11 protein-coding genes and 1 pseudogene are annotated in these 21,479 nt (G+C 38.6%); all 12 read left to right on the top strand.

Annotated features, from left to right (window positions below):
* Nucleotides 1–408 (top strand): annotated as a pseudogene (locus tag ON09_RS13270) (FAD-dependent oxidoreductase); the annotation flags it as partial.
* 2 nt (nt 409–410) lie between these two features.
* Complete coding sequence (locus ON09_RS13265) at nt 411–2,114, top strand: sodium:solute symporter family protein (protein ID WP_039842400.1); 1,704 nt, start codon at nt 411–413, stop codon at nt 2,112–2,114.
* Nucleotides 2,104–3,501 (top strand): sialate O-acetylesterase, encoded by a 1,398-nt coding sequence (locus ON09_RS13260; protein WP_010601553.1) that lies wholly within the window; start codon nt 2,104–2,106, stop codon nt 3,499–3,501. The genes ON09_RS13265 and ON09_RS13260 overlap by 11 nt, the downstream gene beginning before the upstream one ends.
* A gap of 321 nt (nt 3,502–3,822) precedes the next feature.
* The gene (locus ON09_RS13255) at nt 3,823–5,412 is read left to right on the top strand and encodes a DUF4832 domain-containing protein (protein WP_010601552.1); all 1,590 of its coding nucleotides are present in this window, start codon (nt 3,823–3,825) and stop codon (nt 5,410–5,412) included.
* A gap of 11 nt (nt 5,413–5,423) precedes the next feature.
* Nucleotides 5,424–7,478: an alpha-galactosidase gene (locus tag ON09_RS13250; protein ID WP_199564072.1), complete on the top strand. Its 2,055-nt coding sequence runs from the start codon at nt 5,424–5,426 to the stop codon at nt 7,476–7,478.
* 8 nt (nt 7,479–7,486) lie between these two features.
* Nucleotides 7,487–9,475 (top strand): glycoside hydrolase family 97 protein, encoded by a 1,989-nt coding sequence (locus tag ON09_RS13245; protein WP_010601550.1) that lies wholly within the window; start codon nt 7,487–7,489, stop codon nt 9,473–9,475.
* Nucleotides 9,476–9,484: 9 nt separating this feature from the next.
* Nucleotides 9,485–11,269, top strand: a complete 1,785-nt coding sequence (locus tag ON09_RS13240) for a glycoside hydrolase family 2 protein (protein WP_010601549.1) — start codon at nt 9,485–9,487, stop codon at nt 11,267–11,269.
* Nucleotides 11,270–11,456: 187 nt separating this feature from the next.
* On the top strand, nt 11,457–14,183 hold the full coding sequence (locus ON09_RS13235) for a sugar-binding domain-containing protein (protein ID WP_039842399.1): 2,727 nt from the start codon (nt 11,457–11,459) through the stop codon (nt 14,181–14,183).
* A 13-nt stretch (nt 14,184–14,196) separates the two neighbouring features.
* On the top strand, nt 14,197–14,964 hold the full coding sequence (locus ON09_RS13230) for a hypothetical protein (protein ID WP_010601547.1): 768 nt from the start codon (nt 14,197–14,199) through the stop codon (nt 14,962–14,964).
* A gap of 2 nt (nt 14,965–14,966) precedes the next feature.
* Nucleotides 14,967–17,165: a glycoside hydrolase family 3 N-terminal domain-containing protein gene (locus ON09_RS13225; protein ID WP_202947151.1), complete on the top strand. Its 2,199-nt coding sequence runs from the start codon at nt 14,967–14,969 to the stop codon at nt 17,163–17,165.
* A gap of 163 nt (nt 17,166–17,328) precedes the next feature.
* A complete protein-coding gene (locus ON09_RS25690; protein ID WP_010601545.1) occupies nt 17,329–19,716 on the top strand; it encodes a ligand-binding sensor domain-containing protein in 2,388 nt (795 codons plus the stop codon).
* Nucleotides 19,717–19,753: 37 nt separating this feature from the next.
* Complete coding sequence (locus ON09_RS25685) at nt 19,754–21,394, top strand: hybrid sensor histidine kinase/response regulator transcription factor (RefSeq protein WP_238533675.1); 1,641 nt, start codon at nt 19,754–19,756, stop codon at nt 21,392–21,394.
* Nucleotides 21,395–21,479 lie beyond the last annotated feature (85 nt).

Raw genomic sequence — 21,479 nt, 5'->3', positions numbered from 1 at the left:
TTCGATAAATCAAACCTGACCAGCGGGATTGATAGGCCCGTTCGTCAGCCCAATGCTTGGGTGGCAGATCCTGCTGATGCTTCGCCAAGTTTAAATTTTGAATGGGATGAGGTGAAGACAATTAAACAAATTGACTTATGGTTTGATACAGATTTTGATCACCCTATGGAATCTGTGCTTATGGGACATCCAGAAACGGTCATGCCTTTTTGTGTAAGAAAATATGTAGTTAAGGATCAGTCAGGTAAGATATTATTTGAGAAAACTGATAATTTTCAAAGTCATCAGCGTATTATATTAGATGAAGCAATGGAGACGAGAAAACTTACTATTGAGGTAGAACATCCTTCTGAATTGGTACCAGCAGCTGTATTTGCGGTTCGTTGTTATTCAGAAGTTAAGCTTTAATTATGGTACAATTAGATTTCATAGTGATGGGCATTTTCGCCCTATTGATATTTGCCATCGGCTTAACTTTCACCAGAGTGGGCAGTAAAAATGGTCAGGCTTTTTTTGAAGCTGGCGGCGAAACCCCGTGGTGGATTAATGGGCTATCGCTCTTCATCAGTTATTTCTCTGCAGGAACTTTTGTTGTTTGGGGCTCTATTGCATACAAGTATGGCGTGGTAGCCAATGCTATTCAGCTTACTATGGCTATCAGTGGTTTTATTGTGATGGTATTTATTGCAGCCAAATGGAAGAAAACAGGCGTATCGACTGCTGCCGAATTTATCGGTAAGCGCTTTGGTGCCAAAGAAAAACAGTTTTATACTTATATGACTCTGCTATTGAGCTTGTTTACCACTGCCGCCGTGCTTTATCCGGTAGGGAAAATGGTTCATGTGGCAACTGATTTACCGGTTAATACCTGCATTTTCATTATTGGTTTAATTATTGTCCTATATACCGCTGCCGGCGGACTTTGGGCGGTATTAGTTACTGATGTGGTTCAGTTTGTCATTCTTTCTGCTGCAGTAGTGATTGTGATACCAATTGCCTTTGGACAAATAGGTGGTTTTAACAACTTGATTAAGAAAGCGCCGGCACACTTTTTCGAACCTTTCAATAGTGATTATACGTTCGGTTTTATGTTGGCCTTTATTGTATACCAAACCTTTTACATTGGTGGGAATTGGTCATATGTACAACGTTACACTAGCGTTAAGGATGAAAAAAATGCTAAAAAAGTTGCAGGAATATTTACAATACTCTATTTTATTAGTCCGGTAATATGGATGCTTCCACCGATGATTTACAGGGTGATTAATCCTGATTTACAAGGTCTGCAAACGGAAGATGCTTACATGATGCTGATTCAAAAGGTAATGCCTGCAGGTTTGATTGGATTGGTTCTGGCCGGAATGGTCTCTGCAACTTCAAGTAAAGCCAATACCACCATTAATATGGCAGCAACGGTATTCGCACAGGATATTTATAAAAATCTCCTGCGTCCTTCTTCCTCGGAAAAACAGGTAATTTGGATGGCTCGACTATTCACACTTTTATTTGGAGTGCTAACCATTCTTGTGGCCATGTGGATACCCAGTGCTGGTGGAATTGTCGAGGTAGTTTTGAGTACTGCGTCAATAGCCGGCGGTGCACTTTTCGCACCCATCATCTGGACACTCTTTTCAAAAAGACAAACAGGTTTTTCGGTGGTTACGATAACCATCAGTGCATTGGTCATAAATCTATTTTTCAAGGTGATTTCACCTGCATTACTCGATTTTAAGTTAAGCAGAACTATGGAAACAGTTTTGGGAATGGGGATTCCAATTTTTCTTTTGATGGTCTTTGAACTTTATTACGCAAACAGGGGCTTTATTTCTGAGAAAGCGATGAGTATGATCAAAAACAAAGATGTTAAGGATCAAGTGAAGTCAGCGATTGATGCCTCTGCACATTTTGCAGCCGAAAAGCAAAATATTTTTGGAATCCGTGTCATTGCCATATCTATGGCCGTAGTCGGTTTAGGCATTACGTTTTTAGGCATCATGGCCGATGATTATTCCCTTGTGATTATTGCTGTTGGAATTTTAATTCTGCTTGCTGCACTGGCTATTTATCAGGCAACCGTACAGTCTAAACAAAAGGAGCAAAACGATGAAATTTAAGTTATTTTTTATACTCTCTATTTTCGGCTTTAATGCTATGGCTGAAGTGAAGCTACCAGCTTTGTTTTCGAACGGGATGGTTTTGCAGCAAAAATCAAGTGTTAAAATATGGGGTTTTTCAACTGGATCAAAAAAAATAACCATTACAACTTCCTGGGATCATAAAACCTATCAGGCAAACACCAAATATGATGGAACTTGGGATAGTTATTTAAATACACCCACCGCTGGTGGACCATATTCGATTCAAATTAACCAGGAAAATAAAATTACGCTAAACGACGTGTTGATTGGCGAGGTGTGGATTTGTTCAGGGCAGTCGAATATGGATATGCCAATGAAAGGGTATGGAGGATTACCAATCACTAATTCCTTAGATATTTTGGTAGAATCTGTCAACCCGAAGTTAAGGTTATTTCATGTTGAAAAAGCGTATTCAACAACACCTAAAAATGATGTTAAGGGCCTTTGGAGGCATGCTGATGCCGAAACAGCAGGTGATTTTAGTGCTGTAGGTTACCAGTTTGCCAGTTTATTGCAAAAACATTTGGGCGTACCGATCGGCATTATTCAAAGCACCTGGGGTGGTTCGCCTATTGAAGCATGGACAGACAAAAATGTTTTGCAAAATCTACTCGGCGATCGATTAAATTTCAATCGTTCAATTTCGAAAGCAAATCATCAAACACCAGGAAAGTTGTATAATGCAATGATTAAACCACTAGTGGGGTATCATATTGCAGGAGTAATTTGGTATCAGGGAGAACAAAACAGGCACAATCATCAAGATTATCTTGCGCTTCAGATGGCCATGATAAATCTGTGGCGAGAACAGTGGAATATTGGTCAATGGGATTTTTTTGGAGTACAGATTGCACCAATGGCCTATGCGAACGAATCCAGGCTGGCCGTTCCATTGCTCAGGGAAGCCCAATTGCAATTAACAGATAGTCTAGGCCATACGGGTATGGCTATTACCATTGATGGTGGAGAAGAATATAATATCCATCCTGCAAACAAAACGCTTGTAGCTAAACGGTTAGCCTACTTAGCGCTTGAAAAAACATATCATAAACAAGGCATTGCATCTGTTGGGCCGAAGTTTGAAAGTTTACAGATTAAAGGTGATACGCTGAACGTTAAATTTTCTGGTATTCCTTTGGGAATAACTAGCTATGGAAAACCGATTACGCAATTTGAAGTTGCTGGAAGCGATAAGGTATTTCATCAGGCGAAGGCTAAAATAAAAGATAATAAAGTGATTGTTGTTAGTGAAGCCGTGAAAGAGCCCGTTGCAGTACGTTACGCTTTTAAAAATTGGTGCGTAGGAGAAATTTATAGCGTCGAGGGTTTACCTGCATCACCATTTAGAACTGATAACTGGTAATTAACCTATTCAATATCGAATTCTTCGATTCATAAGCCCAACGGGTTTTCAACGACAGGTAAGTTTATTTCCATCAGCGTTAACCGTTTCCAGCATCATTGTATTTTTTATAAAAGCTAAATTAAACTTTACTTATCCAAATGTCCTGACTACATACGTTAAAACCACTTTATTTGTACAAAAACAAACCTTTTCTGAACAAATACGTACCATCTGAGCACCATCTGATAGTTACTTTTGCTTCGTAACAGAACTGAATGGCCAGCAGAAATTGTATTAAGCTTTCAGTAAAGGCAGTCAACTAAGTCTAACCAAACCATTATGAGAATTAACTTTTCCCTTTTTAAACGCCAGCGTACACCAATACCTTTTAAAATCGTTTTAATTTTTTATTTACTTCAAACCTCGCTACTTGTAAGTGCTCAGGGAAATACCTTTTACAAAGCAGCAAAACAGGTGCAATACCAAGTAATCCATACTATTTATGATGGCAAAACGGTGTTACGCAATCCTTTAAATGGTTGGGTAATGTATGCCCCTCGTAATGCTGATGAAACTTATTGGGATACTGAATTTTTTGCACCGGAACTTAATAGAAAGGTAAAAGCAATAGATTACGCTTCTGCCTGCTATATCCGTACCAGTTGGTCATCGTTAAATCCTGAAGATGGTGTTTACGCCTGGAACGACCCGAATTCGAGAATAGCAAAGCTGATTAAGGGTGCCGAAAAAAGAGGATTGCCAATAGCATTTCGAATTGTGGTCGATGGTCGTGACCAAGGACAAAATACGCCCAAGTTTGTATTTGACGCTGGCGCAAAATTCTACCTGGAAAACCCAAGAAATCCAGACAGACAAACGCCTTATCCACAAGATCCAATATTCAGAAAATATTACGCAAAATTTATCGAGGCTTTCGCTAAAGAATTTAATGACCCGCAACGCACTTCTTTTATTGATGCCTATGGCTTAGGCAAATGGGGCGAAGCCCATTATGTCGTTTATCAAGACCCTGAATCTGCAGAGAAAATAGATATCGAAAAAACTAAAGAGGAGGCATTGACTTGGGTGACTGATTTGTATGCAAGAACCTTCACTCAAATCCCTTTGGTAATTAATTATCACCGTTTGTTTGGTCATCCAGAAAGTTGGGCGCCAGCTAATCTGAATAGTGAAAGATTATTAGAAAAAGCAATAGCAAAAGGTTATAGCCTTAGACATGACGCTTTTGGAATGACTGGCTATTACCAAGGTTGGGAGAAAGATTTTGCCAAGAAATGGAATTATAAGCGCCCCATTATTATGGAAGGTGGCTGGATTACCTCTAAAACGCACAGTTATTGGATTGATCCGAGTGGGAAATACAGAAAAGGCCATCCGGAAGATGTGAGAAAAGGGGAGTTTGAGGCATCGAAAGAAGCCCATGTCAATATGATGGATTTTAGGGTGGGTGATACCGAATCCTGGTTTCAGGAATTTTCGCTAGTGCAGGGTTTTAGTGCTCAAGGCGGCTATCGTTTGTATCCAGATGAAATCAAACTTCCTCAGCAATTGCATGCAAAAAGCGCCTTTAACATCCAGCACACCTGGAAAAACATGGGCTGGGGATATTTCCCTAATAACATTCCGCAGTGGAACTACAAATACAAAGTCGCTTTTGCCTTATTGGACGCAGAGAATAAAGTGAAACAAGTTTTTGTAGATCAAAAAACGGAACCTTCCAATTGGCTGCTGGGTAATTCAATAGTTAATGATTTAAAAGTCACAGTAGAACTTCCGGCTGGAAAATACACTTGGGCAGTAGCCATTGTCGATAGAACAGAGAATAACCAACCCGCAATACGATTAGCTATAACAAGTGAAGTTACGCAAGACGGATGGGTGAAGTTGAAAGATTTAGAAGTGCAATAAATGACCTCTTGATGATGAGAATACGATTTCTGCTACTTTCTTTCATGACTTCTTGCTTTTCTGTACAGGCACAACAGGGCACCTATTGCAAATTTAAAAAAGACACCCTGGTAGTTGGCAATAAGTGGATAGAAAGAAAATTTCTGTGGAATGACGGCAACGTGATTACCTATAGTTTAACCGATAAAGCAACTAACCAAATTTGGTTGAACAGGTTAAAAACGCCTGATTTTCAGCTGACCAAAGATGCAGCTTCAAATGGAACTTACTCATCGAAGGAAGTTAAAGAAAACACCATCCATCCCAATTATTTGGCTGTAGAAGTAAACGTTTCTTTAGGTACTTTAACTGTTAAAAAGGTATATCGAGTTTATGAAGACAGTCCTGTAATTGCTTGTGATATTTATTTAAAAGGTAGCATCGATTTAGCTTTAGATACTAAAGCCGTAAATGCAGCTGATAGAAAAAACATCGAGTTTGTAGAAGATATGAAGTCTCAGCAAATGACCGCCATTTTAGATCAAATCAAGCTAGATGGCTTTCATTGGCAAACTAAAATTGTGGAGTTTTTCGATGTTACTGATTGGAATAATAACCTTATTCAAGAGAGAAATATTATTCCTTACCGCAAAACCAATTACAGAGGTAATTTGCTGTTAGCGCATAACAATGAAAATAATAAAGGTTTTTTCTTTTTGAAGGAAGCCCCAACATCTAGCGTACAGCTAGCTTATCAGGGCCATGATTTTACCACTGATTTCGGCCATTTTACCATAAGCGGATTGGGATTAACAGCTAAAGATATCAAAACTGAGGAATGGACCAAGGCTTATAGCAGCGTAATTGGTATGTATAGCGGAGGAGAATTACAGCAGCTTACTGCATTACGTAACTATCAAAAAAACTTCCGCAGGTTATTGCCACAACGCGATGAAATGGTGATGATGAATACTTGGGGAGATCGTAGTCAAGACGCTAAAGTAAATGAGAAATTCAGTTTGTTGGAAGTTGAAAAAGCAGCAGAGTTAGGTATTTCTCATTTTCAGATCGATGATGGTTGGCAGGTAGGAAAAAGCCCCAATTCTGCCTTGGCTAAAGGTTCTTTCAAAAATATTTGGGATAACCCAGATTATTGGAAACCAGATCCAGCGAAATATCCTAACGGCCTGCATCCAATAGTAAAAAGGGGTAAAGAATTAGGCGTGGAGATATGCCTTTGGTTTAATCCAAGTGTGCAAAATGATTATGCCGATTGGGAAAAAGACGTGAATGCTTTGGTGAGTTTGTACAAGGAGTACGGTATCCGCACTTTCAAAATCGATGGTTTAGCCATTCCAACTAAACAATCAGAGATTAATCTACGTAAGCTTTTCGATGGTGTATTGGAAGAAACTAATAACGAAGTGGTCTTTAATTTAGATGCTACTGCTGGTAGAAGGGCAGGTTATTACACCTTCAATGAATATGGAAATGTATTCTTGGAAAACCGTTACACCGATTGGCAGAACTATTATCCGTATTGGACTTTGAGAAACCTATGGCAACTATCTAAATATGTGCCTGCCGAGAAATTGCAAATCGAATTCTTGAATAAATGGAGAAATGCAGATAAATATGGTAAAGACATTTTTGCCCCTAACAATCACTCTTTCGAGTATTTATTTGCGACTACGATGGCTGGCCAACCTTTGGCATGGTTTGAAGGTACAGGTTTGCCTGAAGAAGCACTAAAAATCAAAGATTTAATCAAGTCTTATCGAAAAATACAACACGATTTCCATTTAGGCACCATTTTGCCAATAGGAGATGAACCTTCTGGCAGGTCTTGGACTGGTTTTCAATCGCTGAACGGAAACAAAGGTTACTTCATTTTTTATAGAGAAAATACAGCGGAAGCAACTGGCGCATTGAAAACGTGGCTGCCTGCTGGAACGAAATTAAAATGTACGCCAGTACTAGGGAACGGAAAAAACATCAATACCACCATCGCTAAAAACGGCACCATCGAAGTTTCACTCCCGAAAATAAACGACTTCGTGATGTATCGCTACGAAATTACCAAATGAGACTATATATGAGAATTATACTTACTACATTTTTATTAGCCCTTACCATCAGCTCCTGGGGACAAAAAAAACATCAATTGAAATCCCCAGATGGAAAATTGGCAGTTGCTATTTCTTTGAACGAAAAGATTAGCTATGCAATCACCCATCAGGGAGATATCATTTTAAAACCTTCCGTCTTAAACATGAGCCTAGATAACGGCACTGTTTGGGGCAAAAACTCTCAATTGAAAAATGCAAAAGCGAATACCCATCATCAAAAGATTAACGCGCTGTTTTATAAAAGAAACCAAATTGATGACCATTACAATGAGCTGGTTTTAAGTTTTAAAGAAAACTTTACTCTCATTTTTAGAGCTTACAACGAAGGTATAGCCTACCGCTTTGTATCCACCAACGATAAAGCTATTGTGGTTAAAAACGAGGAGGCTACATTCAACTTTTCGAAAGATTTTAACACCTATGTTTCTTATGTAAAAGGAAAATTTAAGGATATCGAAAGCCAATATTTTAACTCATTTGAAAACGAATACACCTACACCCCATTAAGTAAAATCAGCGCTGCTAAGTTGGCGTTATCTCCTTTGATAGTGAGTTTAGACAATGGAAAAAAGGTTTGTTTAGCAGAGGCTGACTTGGAAAGTTATCCAGGGATGTACCTCGCCAACACTAACGGTTCTACTTCGTTGCAATCTAGCTTTGCAGCCTATCCAACAGCAACGCAACAAGGTGGGCATAATGAGTTACAGCAATTAGTTACTGCTCGTCAGCCTTATTTGGCTAAAAGTAAACCCAAAGCTAAGTTCCCTTGGCGCATTGTGATTGTATCTACCAACGATAAACAATTGGCAGATAATGATATGGTCTATAAATTGGCTGCTCCATCGAGAATAGCAGATGCTTCTTGGGTTAAACCGGGAAAAGTAGCTTGGGAATGGTGGAACCATTGGGGCATTTCAAATGTAGATTTTGAAGCTGGTGTAAATACAGAAACCTATCAATCTTATATTGATTTTGCTTCTAAAAACGGCATTGAGTACGTAATTCTAGATGAAGGTTGGGCGGTGAACAAAAAAGCTGACCTGTTCCAGGTAGTGCCAGAAATAGATTTGAAGAAATTGATTGCTCATGCAAAGGCTAAAAACGTAGGCATCATTCTATGGGCTGGTTACTATGCTTTTGACAGAGATTTGGAGCGTGTATGCAAGCATTATTCAGAAATGGGTGTAAAGGGCTTTAAGGTTGATTTCATGGATCGCGACGACCAGCAAATGGTAGATTTCCATTATCGTGCGGCAGAAATAGCCGCCAAGTACAAATTGATGCTAGATTTTCACGGAACGTATAAGCCAACGGGTATTAATAGAACTTATCCTAATGTGATCAATTTCGAAGCTGTACATGGTTTAGAGCAGATGAAATGGACTGGTCCAGAGTTAGATCAGGTAACTTATGATGTGACGATGCCATTTATTCGGATGATAGCTGGCCCAATTGATTATACGCAAGGTGCCATGCGCAATGCCACCAAAAGAACGCATCGTGGTATTAACGACGAACCAATGAGCCAGGGCACGCGTTGTCGACAGTTGGCACAGTACGTCATTTTCGAATCGCCATTGAATATGCTTTGCGATAGCCCTACCAATTATGAAAAAGAGCAAGAATGTACCGATTTTATTTCGGCTGTTCCAACGGTTTGGGATCAAACAGTTGCGCTTGAAGGAGAGATCGGTAAATACATTGCTATTGCCCGTAAAAAAGCAGAAACATGGTATGTAGGGTCAATGACCAATTGGGATGCTCGAAAACTAGAACTCGATTTATCTTTCTTGGGTGAAGGAAATTACGTTGCAGAGCTTTACAGAGATGGTGCCAATGCCAATCGTATTGCCTCCGACTATAAAAAAGAAACAATTACTATTCCTGCTAACCGTAAAATGAGCCTTTCTATGGCTAAAGGCGGTGGTTTAGCCATGAAAATTTATAAGAAATAACACATATTTATGATGAAGCCGAGAACCTTTTATTTAGCGTTATCCCTGTTTTTAAGTTTGATTTTTTCAAATTCCATCGCACAACAAACCATGACCAACGTTTATGGAAGAAATGTGCAATCGTTAAACGGAAAATGGGATGCCATTATTGATTTGTACGATCAAGGTAGAAAGAACAAGATCTATCTCAATAAAAAACCAGAAACGAAAATTGATTTCTACGAATATTCTTTTGATCACGGTTATCGTTTAAATGTTCCTTCAGACTGGAACAGCCAAATGCCCGAACTTAAATATTATGAGGGTACGATTTGGTACGCTCGTCGTTTTGATGCAGCAAAGCAGCATACCGGAAAAACATTTTTATATTTTGGAGCGGTAAGTTACCGTTGTAGAATTTACCTGAATGGAAAAGAAATTGGTCAGCATGAAGGAGGTTTTACACCATTTCAAATTGATGTGACCGATGCACTAAAGGAAAGGGATAACTTTTTAGCGGTTGAGGTAAATAATACGCGTACAGTGGATGCTATTCCGGCGATGGCTTTTGATTGGTGGAATTATGGCGGCATTACACGTGATGTTTTTTTGGTGAGTATTCCCAAAGTATTTATCGAAGATTATTTCATCCAGTTGGATAAAACCAAGGCTGATAAAATTAACGCCAGCATCAAACTATCTGAAAAAATTAGCCAATCGGTAACCGTCGAAATTCCTGAATTGCAGTTAAAGCAAACGCTTAAAACAGATGTAAATGGAGAAGTAAAAACTTCCTTTGCTTCAAAGAAAATAAAGCGTTGGTCACCTAGCTCGCCAACTTTGTATAAAGTAAAAGTATCAAGCGAAAACGATCAAGTTGAAGAGCAAATTGGTTTCCGTAATGTTTGGGTAAAAGGAGAGGATATCTATTTGAATGATAAGCCTATCTTCTTAAAGTCAATCTCGTTTCATGAAGAAATACCACAACGTAAAGGCCGAGCTTTTTCAGAAGCAGATGCGGTAATGCTATTGTCTGAAGCCAAAGCTTTAGGCTGTAACATGATTCGTTTGGCACACTATCCGCAGAACGAATACATTGTTAGGTTAGCTGAAAAAATGGGCTTCTTATTATGGGAAGAAATTCCGATTTGGCAAGGTATTGATTTCAAAAACGAAGCGACCAAAGCAAAGGCGGGTAAAATGATGCGTGAAATGATTATGCGTGATAAAAATCGCGTTGCATTAACATTTTGGGGAGTGGCGAATGAAACACAACTATCGGAACCTCGGAATGCGTTCATCAAATCTCTAATTGAAATCACAAAATCTATAGACACTACCAGATTAATTACAGCAGCATTTGATTTAGTTCGTTTCAACAAAGACAGACAGGTTTTTGTCATGGATGATCCTTTTATCAAAGAATTGGATGTCGTAGCAATAAATAAATACATGGGTTGGTATCACCCTTGGCCAGTTACGCCAGATAAATCGATTTGGGATGTAGCTAAAGGTCAGCCTTTAATTGTTTCGGAATTTGGTGGCGAAGCACTTTATGGTAAAACGGGCGATGCCGATGTGGTAAGCTCATGGAGTGAAGACTACCAAGCAACTTTGTACAGAGAAAATTTAGAGATGTTCAAACATATCCCTAACCTAAGAGGAACTTCGCCTTGGGTGCTTTTCGATTTCCGTTCGCCATTCCGTTTCCATCCAACCAACCAAGAAGATTGGAACCGAAAAGGTTTGGTTTCTGATCAAGGTTACAGAAAGAAAGCTTGGTATTTAATGAAGGAATATTACGATGGCAAGTAGACAGTTAATGGTGAAATTTCCTCGCCCTGCCTACGCTCTTGCCGGCGCACTTCCTCCAAAAGGGGGACAAACATAGTTGTCTAGTTGACGATGGCTAGTCATCATGCATTTCCCCCTTTGGGGGGATAGAGGGATGAATTCTCCTCAAAGAAAACTTTAAATATACAATTAACACACACACACACAAATGAACCTATATAAAAACCTAAAACACCTACTTTTAATGCTGTTTTTAATGCAGTCTTATGCATTAAAAGCACAGACCGTATCACTAGATTTATCGGGTAAATGGAAATTCCAAACAGATGTAATGGATTTCCGCAGGGGATCCCTATCGCCACGGTATAATCACGTTTTACAAGAAGAAATTCAGCTTCCTGGTATTACCGACGACAAGCAAATTGGTTATAAAGTTCCTTATCAATACATTGATCGCTTGACGAGAAAATATGAATACATGGGGCCGGCTTGGTACCAACGTGATATCGAAATTCCGGCAGCTTGGAAAGGCAAGAAAATTTTCATCTATTTTGAACGTACGCATTGGTTAAGTTCTATTTATGTAGATACCAAAGAAGTAAGTAGTATCGATTACATCAGTGTGCCACATAATCATGATTTAACAAACTTCGTTAAGCCCGGTAAAACACATCGTATCACCATTTGCATCGATAACAGGTTTCAGTATAAAACCCATAAATGGAACCATGCACACACTGAGTTTACCCAAATCAATTGGAACGGTATTTTGGGAGAAATGAAACTGATGGCGATAGATCCAGTGTATGTAGAAGATCTTCAGGTATACCCGAACATTGCAAATAAATCTATAAAAGTGCGTTTGCAAGTGAATAACGAAACCAAAAAACAATTCAAAGGAAAAGCTTCTTTTACCATTGCCGGAACCAATTATAACTTGAAAAATGAAGTTGCGGTTGTTAGCAACGATTCGGTAACTTTTGTTGAAGCTAACATTCCTTTGGGTAAAAATGCCAAATTGTGGGATGAATTTAATCCAAATGTTTATCAAATCAAGGCTCAGTTAAACATCTCTGATGGTAAAACCAACTACCAACATGAAAAAGCAACCACTTTTGGATTAAGAGAAGTAAAGCAAGGTAAAAACCATGTCGTGATCAATAATCGCCCAGTTCATTTGCGTGGTAACGTAGAAAATGCGGTGTTCCCTAAAACGGGTTATGCACCAGTTGATAATGCTTCTTGGGAGCGTATCATGCTGTTGATTAAAGACTATGGCATGAACCACTTACGCTTCCATTCTTGGTGTCCACCAAAAGCAGCTTTCCGTATGGCTGATAAGCACGGAATTTACTTTGAGGTAGAAATGCCAATGTGGGGTAAAGATGCTGAGCCAGATGAGGACAGATACAATTTCTTCCGTAGGGAAATGAGAGCCATTTTGAAAGAATATGGCAACCATCCTTCATTTGTGTTGTATTGCAACGGTAATGAAATCACTGGAAATTTCGATTTTATTGAAGAACTAACAGCTGACGCCATCAAGTTAGATCCTCGTCATTTATTTAGTGGTTCTACAGCTCGTACGCGTGTAAAATCAGATCAGTATTATGTTTCGCAGCAAACCAACAAAGGACCGGTAAAAGTTTATGAAGGTCTACCAAATACAGATTGGGACAGGAGCATGGAATCTGACGTAGATGTACCCGTAATTTCTCACGAATCGGGACAACGTTGTGTGTATCCTAATTTCGAAGAAATCAAAAAATATGCAAACAGCCCTGTAGAAGCACGAAATTTTGAAGTGTTTAGAGATATGCTACAGAAGAATGGTATGCTAGATCAGGCCAACGACTTCTTCCGTGCATCTGGAGCTTTGACGGTTTTAGAGTACAAAGCGGTAATCGAAGCCTTATTACGTTCTTCTAAATCTGCTGGTTTCCAGTTATTGTCCATCAATGATTTCCCTGGACAAGGTTATGCACCTGTGGGTGTTTTAGATCCATTTTGGGACTCAAAAGGTTTGGTAACGCCAGAAAAGTTTAGGGAATTTTGCGCACCTACCGTAGCCTTATTACGTTACGAAAAAAGCAGCTATTTCAATAACGAAACCTTTACTGGGAAAGCCGAAGTCTACAATTTCAGCAACGCAGCTATCAAAAATGCGAAGTTGAAATGGTGGTTAACCGATGCAAATGGCAAAGTGTTACAAAAAGGAAATCTAAAAAGCCAAAACATTGCTAATGATAATGTATCGCCAGTTGGCGAATTCTCAATTGCCTTGAAAAATGTAGCGGTTTCGCAAAAGTTAACGGTACACTTTTCAGTTAACGACAAGATTAAGAACAGTTGGGATATTTGGGTATATCCGGAACACGAAAATTTAATGAAATCTAACAGCGATGTGTTGTATACTCATGTTTATGACGATGCCGCTAAAAAGCAATTGGCTCAAGGTAAATCGGTAGTGCTTTATCCTGCTCCAGAAAACGTAAAAGGACGTAAATCGATGTTTCATAACCACTTTTGGAACCCAATCATGTTTGCTTGGGCACCTATGACGATCGGGAACTTGGTACACAACGAACAGCCAGTGTTTAAAGATTTTACTACGTCTTACCATACAGATTGGCAATGGTGGGACATTTTGAATAATGCCAAAGTGATCGAAATGCAAAATACCCCAGAAAAACTTCGCCCATTTATTCAAGTGATAGATAGCTATGATAATAACCAAAAACTAGGGATTGGTTTTGAAGCTAAGGTGAATGGCGGAAAGCTATTGGTGTTGGCTGTGGATACGAAAACTGATTTAGATAAACGCCCAGCTACACAACAGTTATTGTATAGTATAGATAATTATGTAAAGAGTGATAAATTTTCGCCACAGGTACAAGTGGAGGAGACATTTATCCAATCGTTTCTAACGAAATAAGAAAGGTAATGTGATGGTGAGAAAAATTGTATTAGGATTACTGACGCTTGCAGGACAAACTTTATCTGCGCAGGAAATTGTCTTCAATCAAAAAGCAGCTTTAGAACAGGTTTATAAAAAGCCGGTTGAAGCTGATGGGCTATTGTCTATGAATGATTTGAATGTGGAATTTGGCTATGTACTTTATCAATCTGAAATTACTACCCAATCTGACAGCGAGGAGTTGGAACTAGAAAATGTTCGAGATTATGCTGCGGTTTACGTAGATGGGATTTTGCAGGGAAGAGTAACCGATAACCATAAAAAAATCACCATTAAGACTAATCCAGGCAAATATTTGCTACAGATTTATGTAGAGAATATCGGAAGAATTACCTACGGACCAGAGATTACGGATAATGCTAAAGGCTTGTTTGGCGGAATTACTTTAGATGGAAATGACTTGAAGCAATGGAAAATGATACCGCTCAATGTTAAAAAATATCCTATCAAAGATTTAGTTTTCGAAGATCGTAAGGATACAGAGAGCCCAGGTTTTTACAAAGGCGAATTTGAGTTGAATACCTCAAGAAGCAACTATCTAGACATTACTGGTTGGGGAATGGGAGAAGTATGGGTAAACCAAAAATACGTGGGCTCTTACTGGGAAGAAGAAAAACAAAGATCCATCTTAATCCCATCAGCCGACTTAGTGCAAGGAAAAAATGAAATTGTTGTTTTCGAACTGAAGAACAACCAACAAAAAACAATGAAATTATCGCAAACACCAGTTTTTAAATAGAAATGATGAAGAAAACTATTTTAGTGCTAGCTGTTTTAACTAGTACTTTATTTTCGAGTTACAAACAAGAAAAACCTTTGTACAAAGATGCAAAGCAACCAATAGAAAAACGCATAGACGATTTATTGGCTCGCATGAATTTACAAGAAAAGGTAATGCAATTGAACCAATATACACTGGGACGCAACGATAACGCCAATAACATGGCAGATCCAGTAAACGGTATTCCAGCAGAAATTGGTTCTTTGATTTACTTTGGTAGCAATGCTGATTTGCGCAACAAAGTACAGAAAAAAGCGATGGAACAAAGCCGCTTGGGTATTCCAATCATCTTCGGTTATGATGTGATCCATGGTTTCCGTACCATTTATCCAATTTCTTTAGGGCAAGCTTGTTCTTGGAACCCAGCATTGGTAGAAAAAGCCTGTGGTGTGGCGGCGCAGGAGGCAAGAATGTCGGGGATAGATTGGACTTTCTCGCCAATGATTGATGTGGCCAGAGATGGTCGTTGGGGAAGAGTAGCAGAAGGTTACGGCGAAGATACCTACACCAACGCCATTTTTACCGTGGCTTCGGTTAAAGGATATCAAGGTAAAGATTTGTCTAGCGATAAAAACGTTGCTGCTTGTTTAAAACATTACATCGGCTATGGTGCATCAGAAGCTGGACGCGATTATGTGTACTCGGAAATTTCTAATCAAACCCTTTGGGATACTTATATGGCTCCATATGAAGCGGGCGTAAAGGCAGGGGCCGTAACTTTGATGAGTTCGTTCAACGATATCAGTGGTACACCAGGTTCTGCTAACCATTACACATTAACAGAAGTATTGAAAAAACGTTGGAAACACGATGGTTTCGTGGTTTCAGATTGGGGATCTATAGAACAACTCCGTCCGCAAGGTGTAGCTGCTAACAAGAAAGAAGCGGCTTTGAAAGCATTTACGGCTGGTGTAGAAATGGATATGATGAATAGGGCTTATGACAATTACCTTGCTGAATTGGTAAAAGAAGGTAAGGTGTCTGAAGATTTGTTGAATGATGCTGTAAGAAGAGTACTTAGGGTGAAATTCAGATTGGGATTATTTGATCGTCCTTACACACCAACCACTACAGAAAATCAACGTTTTTACCGTCCAGAGAGCTTGAAAATTGCGGAACAATTGGCAGAAGAGTCTATCGTTTTGCTTAAAAATAAGGATAAGGCATTACCTCTAAATAACGTCTCTAAAATTGCAGTGATCGGCCCAATGGCAAAAAGCCAATGGAATTTATTAGGTTCTTGGGCAGCACAAGGTAAGTCTGACGAAATCATTACCATTAGCGATGCTTTGCAAGCAGAATATAAAGGCAAAGCTGAAGTGAATTATGCTTTAGGTGCTGATTTCGATGGAAAGGATAAAAAAGGTTTTGAAGAGGCTAAAGCCTTAGCCGCAAAATCTGATGTAATAGTACTTTGCCTAGGTGAAAAGAAAGACTGGAGCGGTGAGAATGCTTCTCGCTCAACCATTGCCTTGCCGCAGATACAAGAAGAATTGGCTATCGAGTTGAAGAAATTAGGTAAACCTATCATCTTAGTATTATCTAGCGGTCGTCCTTTGGAATTGAACAGATTAGAGCCTATCAGCGATGCTATTTTAACCATGTGGCAGCCAGGAACACCAGGCGGTAGACCATTATCGGGTGTGTTGTCTGGTCGTGTAAATCCATCTGGTAAATTGGCCATGACTTTCCCGTTCTCCACAGGTCAAATCCCTATTTATTACAATTACAGACAAAGTGCTCGCCCTCATCAAGGCAAGTATCAAGATATCCAGAGTACGCCGTTATATGAGTTTGCCCACGGTTTAAGCTACACTACCTTCGAGTATGGCGACTTAAAAGTTTCTTCAACGAAACTAAAACGTGGCGAAAAATTAACGGTAGAAATTCCGGTGAAAAACGTGGGAGATAGAGAAGGTGTGGAGACCGTACATTGGTTTATTCAAGATCCAGTTTCTACAATTTCTAGGCCTATTAAAGAACTTAAATATTTTGAGAAGCAGCTGCTGAAAAAAGGGGAAACCAAAACGTATAAATTTGAACTAGACTTAGAACGTGATTTGAGCTTTGTTGATGGAGATGGTAAGCGCTTTTTAGAGGCCGGAGATTACAATATCATTGTTAAAAATAAGAAAATTAAAATAGAAATCGTAGATTAACGCTCTACAATGTAGATTTTTTAAATTTCATATAACAACACTGGTGTCATGTTGAGCTTGTCGAAACATTCTCGTTATAAGAAGTCTTTGACAAGCTCAGACTGACAAAAGGTATAGTTGGAATTTAAAACTTAAGAACTTTGATGAACAGCTTTTTTGGTAAATGAAGAAATACGTTCTTGTCGCTTTTTTAGCTACACTACTTTTTCAAAATGTTTTTGCAATCGATATTTCTAAGTATCGATTTCACGTGATGCCCGAAACTTCCTATTACGGAGGCATTCAGAGCATTGCCAAAGACAGCTTGGGAAGGATGTGGTACACAGGACCAGATGCGCTCTTCATGTACGACGGCAACAGCTTTTATCAATTAAATGATATTATTTTCGCTATTCAGCCAAAGTTAAAATGGGGGTACGGCTCTTTATTAAGGGATAGAAAGGGTAATCTGTTTTTAGGAACTGGTCACGGCTTACTAAAATTCAACTACGAAAAGTTTTCATTTGATATTGTTGTTCCAGGCAGGATACGCTCCATTTCTATGGCTAACGATGGTAAACTTTTTTTGCTTGCAGGCGATAGTGTGGTGCGTTATGATCAAGAAAAGAACAAAACGATTGGCTTTCCATTACCAAAAAACAATTTTTTTAGTACGTTAATTAGCTTAAAGGGCAATGTTTTTCTTACCCAAGATGCGCTGCTGTACAAGGTAGATATAGCAAAACGTAGGTTACTACCATTTGCAGATTTTGGCTCATCTGCCAATCAGGTTGCTGATGCTTTGGCCCATAATGGCTCTTTTTATTTCCTTACACAACGTGGAGGAATACAGGTAACAGATGAAACCGGAGTTAAGAAACAGCATATTCCAGTTACTTATGGAAAACAAGCTGTATTGGCCAAGAAGATATACTTGGACAAGTCTGGCGTAATGTGGGTGGCTACTCAAGCTGGGCTTTTTCTATACGATCCAAGCACGCAAGATAGTCGTGTGCTCCGTATGAACTTAAACGATGCCTACGCCTTGCCTAACAACTCCATCTGGACCATTTATGCCGATCAAGACCAAGGGGCTTGGATTGGAACGTATGGTGGTAAAATTGCTTATTGTTCTTTATACGATTCGCGTGTTCGTTATTTTAACCCCACTCCTGGAGGTCTAAATCATCCTATCGTAAGTAGTTTTCAGGAAGATCATTTAGGTAATATTTGGATTGGTACAGAGGGTGGTGGACTAAACTATTGGAACAGGAACAGCGATACGTTCAGTCATTATATGAAGTCGCAGGGCAACTCGCCAAATTCCAACATGATCAAACGTCTCAAGTTCGATGCAGACAATAAAAATCTGTTAATATCTGCCTTTGGCGGTGGTGTTACTTCTTATAATTTAACCAGTAAAACTTTTACCAGTCTTAATTTTAACTCTCCAGAAAGCAAACAGCCTTTAACGGTTTACAGCTTTATTAAAGACAAGCAAGGCACATGGTTAATGACAGATCCCGATAGACCATTTTTCTATAGGAAAAAGCCGGGCGGCGGAATCGAAATGTTAAAGATCTTAGATGATAAGAGTAAGCCTATCAATTTACAAATTGAAGGGAGTTATCTAGATGAACAAGATCGACTTTGTTTAGTTACGCATCAAGGTTTTTTTATCGTAGACAGAACAACTTTAAAAGTAATCAAACATTATTTAATTAAGGATGATTCCTACACAGCCAATTACCTCTGTAGTTACTTAATTGATTCTAATGGTGATATTTGGTTTGGTACTTTGGGCAAAGGTGTAAATGTGCTTAGAAAAAATGGTACTTATACCAATTACAGTGTACATAACGGAATGCCAGCCAAAATGGTGTTCGGTATTTTAGAAGATAGCTTTTCTAAAAATATCTGGTTCAGCACAGGCAATGGATTGTATTATTTTGATGTTAAATCGAAACAATTTATTAAAGCTAGGTTCTACAAGGAAAATAGCTGTGGGTCATTTTACATCCGTTCTGCTTATAAAACGTCAAAAGGGGAGATGCTATTCGGTGGCACTAGCGGTTTTGTACTTTTCGATCCATCTTACCTCAATAAAAATCCTCAAAAGCCTAAGGTATTCTTTACTGGTCTGTTTGTGAACAACAAGCAAATCACTAGCCAGGAAAAAAATTCACCTTTAGCTAAAGATATTTCCAGTCTATCTAACGAAAAGGAAAATAGAATCAAACTAAAGAGCGATCAATCAAACATAGAAATTTGCTTTTCTGCAAACAGTTACCTTTCGGCTGACAAAAATCAGTTTGCCTATCGTATGAAAGGGCTTGATGATAAATGGCAGACCATAAATACTAAACAGAAATCTATTCAATTTCTAAATTTGCCAAGTGGCGATTATACTTTTGAAATCAAAGCGTCTAACAACGATGGTGTTTGGAGTGATCAAATATCTCGGTTGTACATCCATTTAGATCCACCTTTTTTTCTTTCTTGGTGGGCTTATTTTTTTTTACTTTGCTGTCGCTCTTTGTCTACTTTTTTTCATCACCAGATACTATACTAATAAAAAGGTTTTCAAAGAAAGGTTGGCTTTAGAAGAATTGAAAAAGCAAAATATGCGTGAGTTGAACCAAGCTCGTACCGATTTCTTTACCAATATTTCGCATGATTTAAAAACACCGCTTACGCTAGTCATTCAGCCTTTAAAGCAATTAAAAGAAACTTTAGCCGCTAACGATAGCGCCGTCGGTTATATGGGTTTGATTGAAAAAAATGTGTCTAGAATACAGCGCATGATTAGTCAGCTATTGCGTTTTCGTGAAATTGAAAGCCAAAAAATTACGCTTAATCCGCAAATTGGAGATTTCATCAACTTCGTGAAAGATATTTTTGGTCTGTTTGAGCTTTATGCCAATAAAAAAGAAATTGAAACGAATATTGCTGCCCACAGAGATAATTTAGTGGTTGCTTTTGACGATGATGTGATCGAGAAAATATTGACCAATCTGTTCTCCAATGCACTAAAATATACACCAAACAAAGGTTATGTTGGCGTGCGTATTTATAGCTCGACAGATGAAGAAAAAGAGAGGTTAGCGGAAAAATTAAATGATCCGGAAACCGAATATGTATCTGTTGAAGTTCTAAATAGTGGCGATGGGTTTTCTGAAGAACAGATTTCCAAACTTTTTACTTCTTTTAATCGCTTGTCATCGTACCGACCAACTTTTGAGGAAAGTTCTGGATTAGGTTTGGCGATTGTAAAAGAATTGGTTGATGTGCTAAACGGAAAAATTTGGATGGTTAACAAGGCAGACAAGATCTCATTTACAATTATGTTGCCATTAAAAAAACAAGCAGGTTCTGGAGATATGCAGTCGACCGTTTACGATTATACCATCTCCGAGATTGATGATATTGTGATGCAAGATACAGTTGAGCCAGAAAATGGTTCTACTGGAATAAGAAAAGCAGATAGTATTTTGCTGATTGATGATGATCCGCAATTGCGTGCTTACTTAGAGCAGAGATTAGTTGAGAAATATAACGTCTACACGGCGAGTGATGGAGCAGAAGGAATGATTAAAGCAGAGAAGATCTATCCTCAGTTGATCATTACCGATTTGATTATGCCAAACAAAAATGGTTTAGATGTTTGTAAGAGTTTAAGGCAGAATTTTAAGACTAGTCATATCCCAATTATCATGATTTCTGGTAACGGCGATGACAACCAAAATAAGATTAAAGCTCTAGAGTATGGTGCAAGCGTTTTTATTGATAAACCTTTTGATATTGAGTATTTGTTGCAACAAACAGAAACAACACTTAAAAATCAGCAGGAATTAAAGGAAAAATACAGTAAGCGTATTCAGGTAGATCCGTCTAATGTTACGGTTACTTCTATGGATGAAGAGTTGTTGAGAAAAGCAATGAAGGTAATTGAAGAAAATATTGCCAATGCCAATTATTCGGTTGAAGATTTCGTAGCAGACATGAACGTAGGTAGAACTATTTTATATCAAAAAATCAATGATATTGTGGGTATGTCTATCAAAGAATTTATCTTGAACATCCGTTTAAAAAGAAGTGCTTATTTATTGGAAAAATCAGACTTAACTGTAGCAGAAGTAGCATATCAAACGGGTTTTAACAATGCAAAGTACTTTAGTGTGTGCTTCAAAAAGCAGTTTGATTTAAGTCCTTCAGATTTTAAAAGGAAAACGGCTGGCACTAAGAAATAACTTTTTTACTCAGCGTTTCTTGCTCATCATGCATCCAGGAGAGGATGTCGAAATCACCAAAAGTACAAAAGCAAACCATTTCCGT

This window comes from Pedobacter agri PB92 (assembly GCF_000258495.1).
Taxonomy (GTDB): Bacteria; Bacteroidota; Bacteroidia; order Sphingobacteriales; family Sphingobacteriaceae; genus Pedobacter; species Pedobacter agri.
This window is presented reverse-complemented; position numbering and strand designations above follow the sequence as displayed.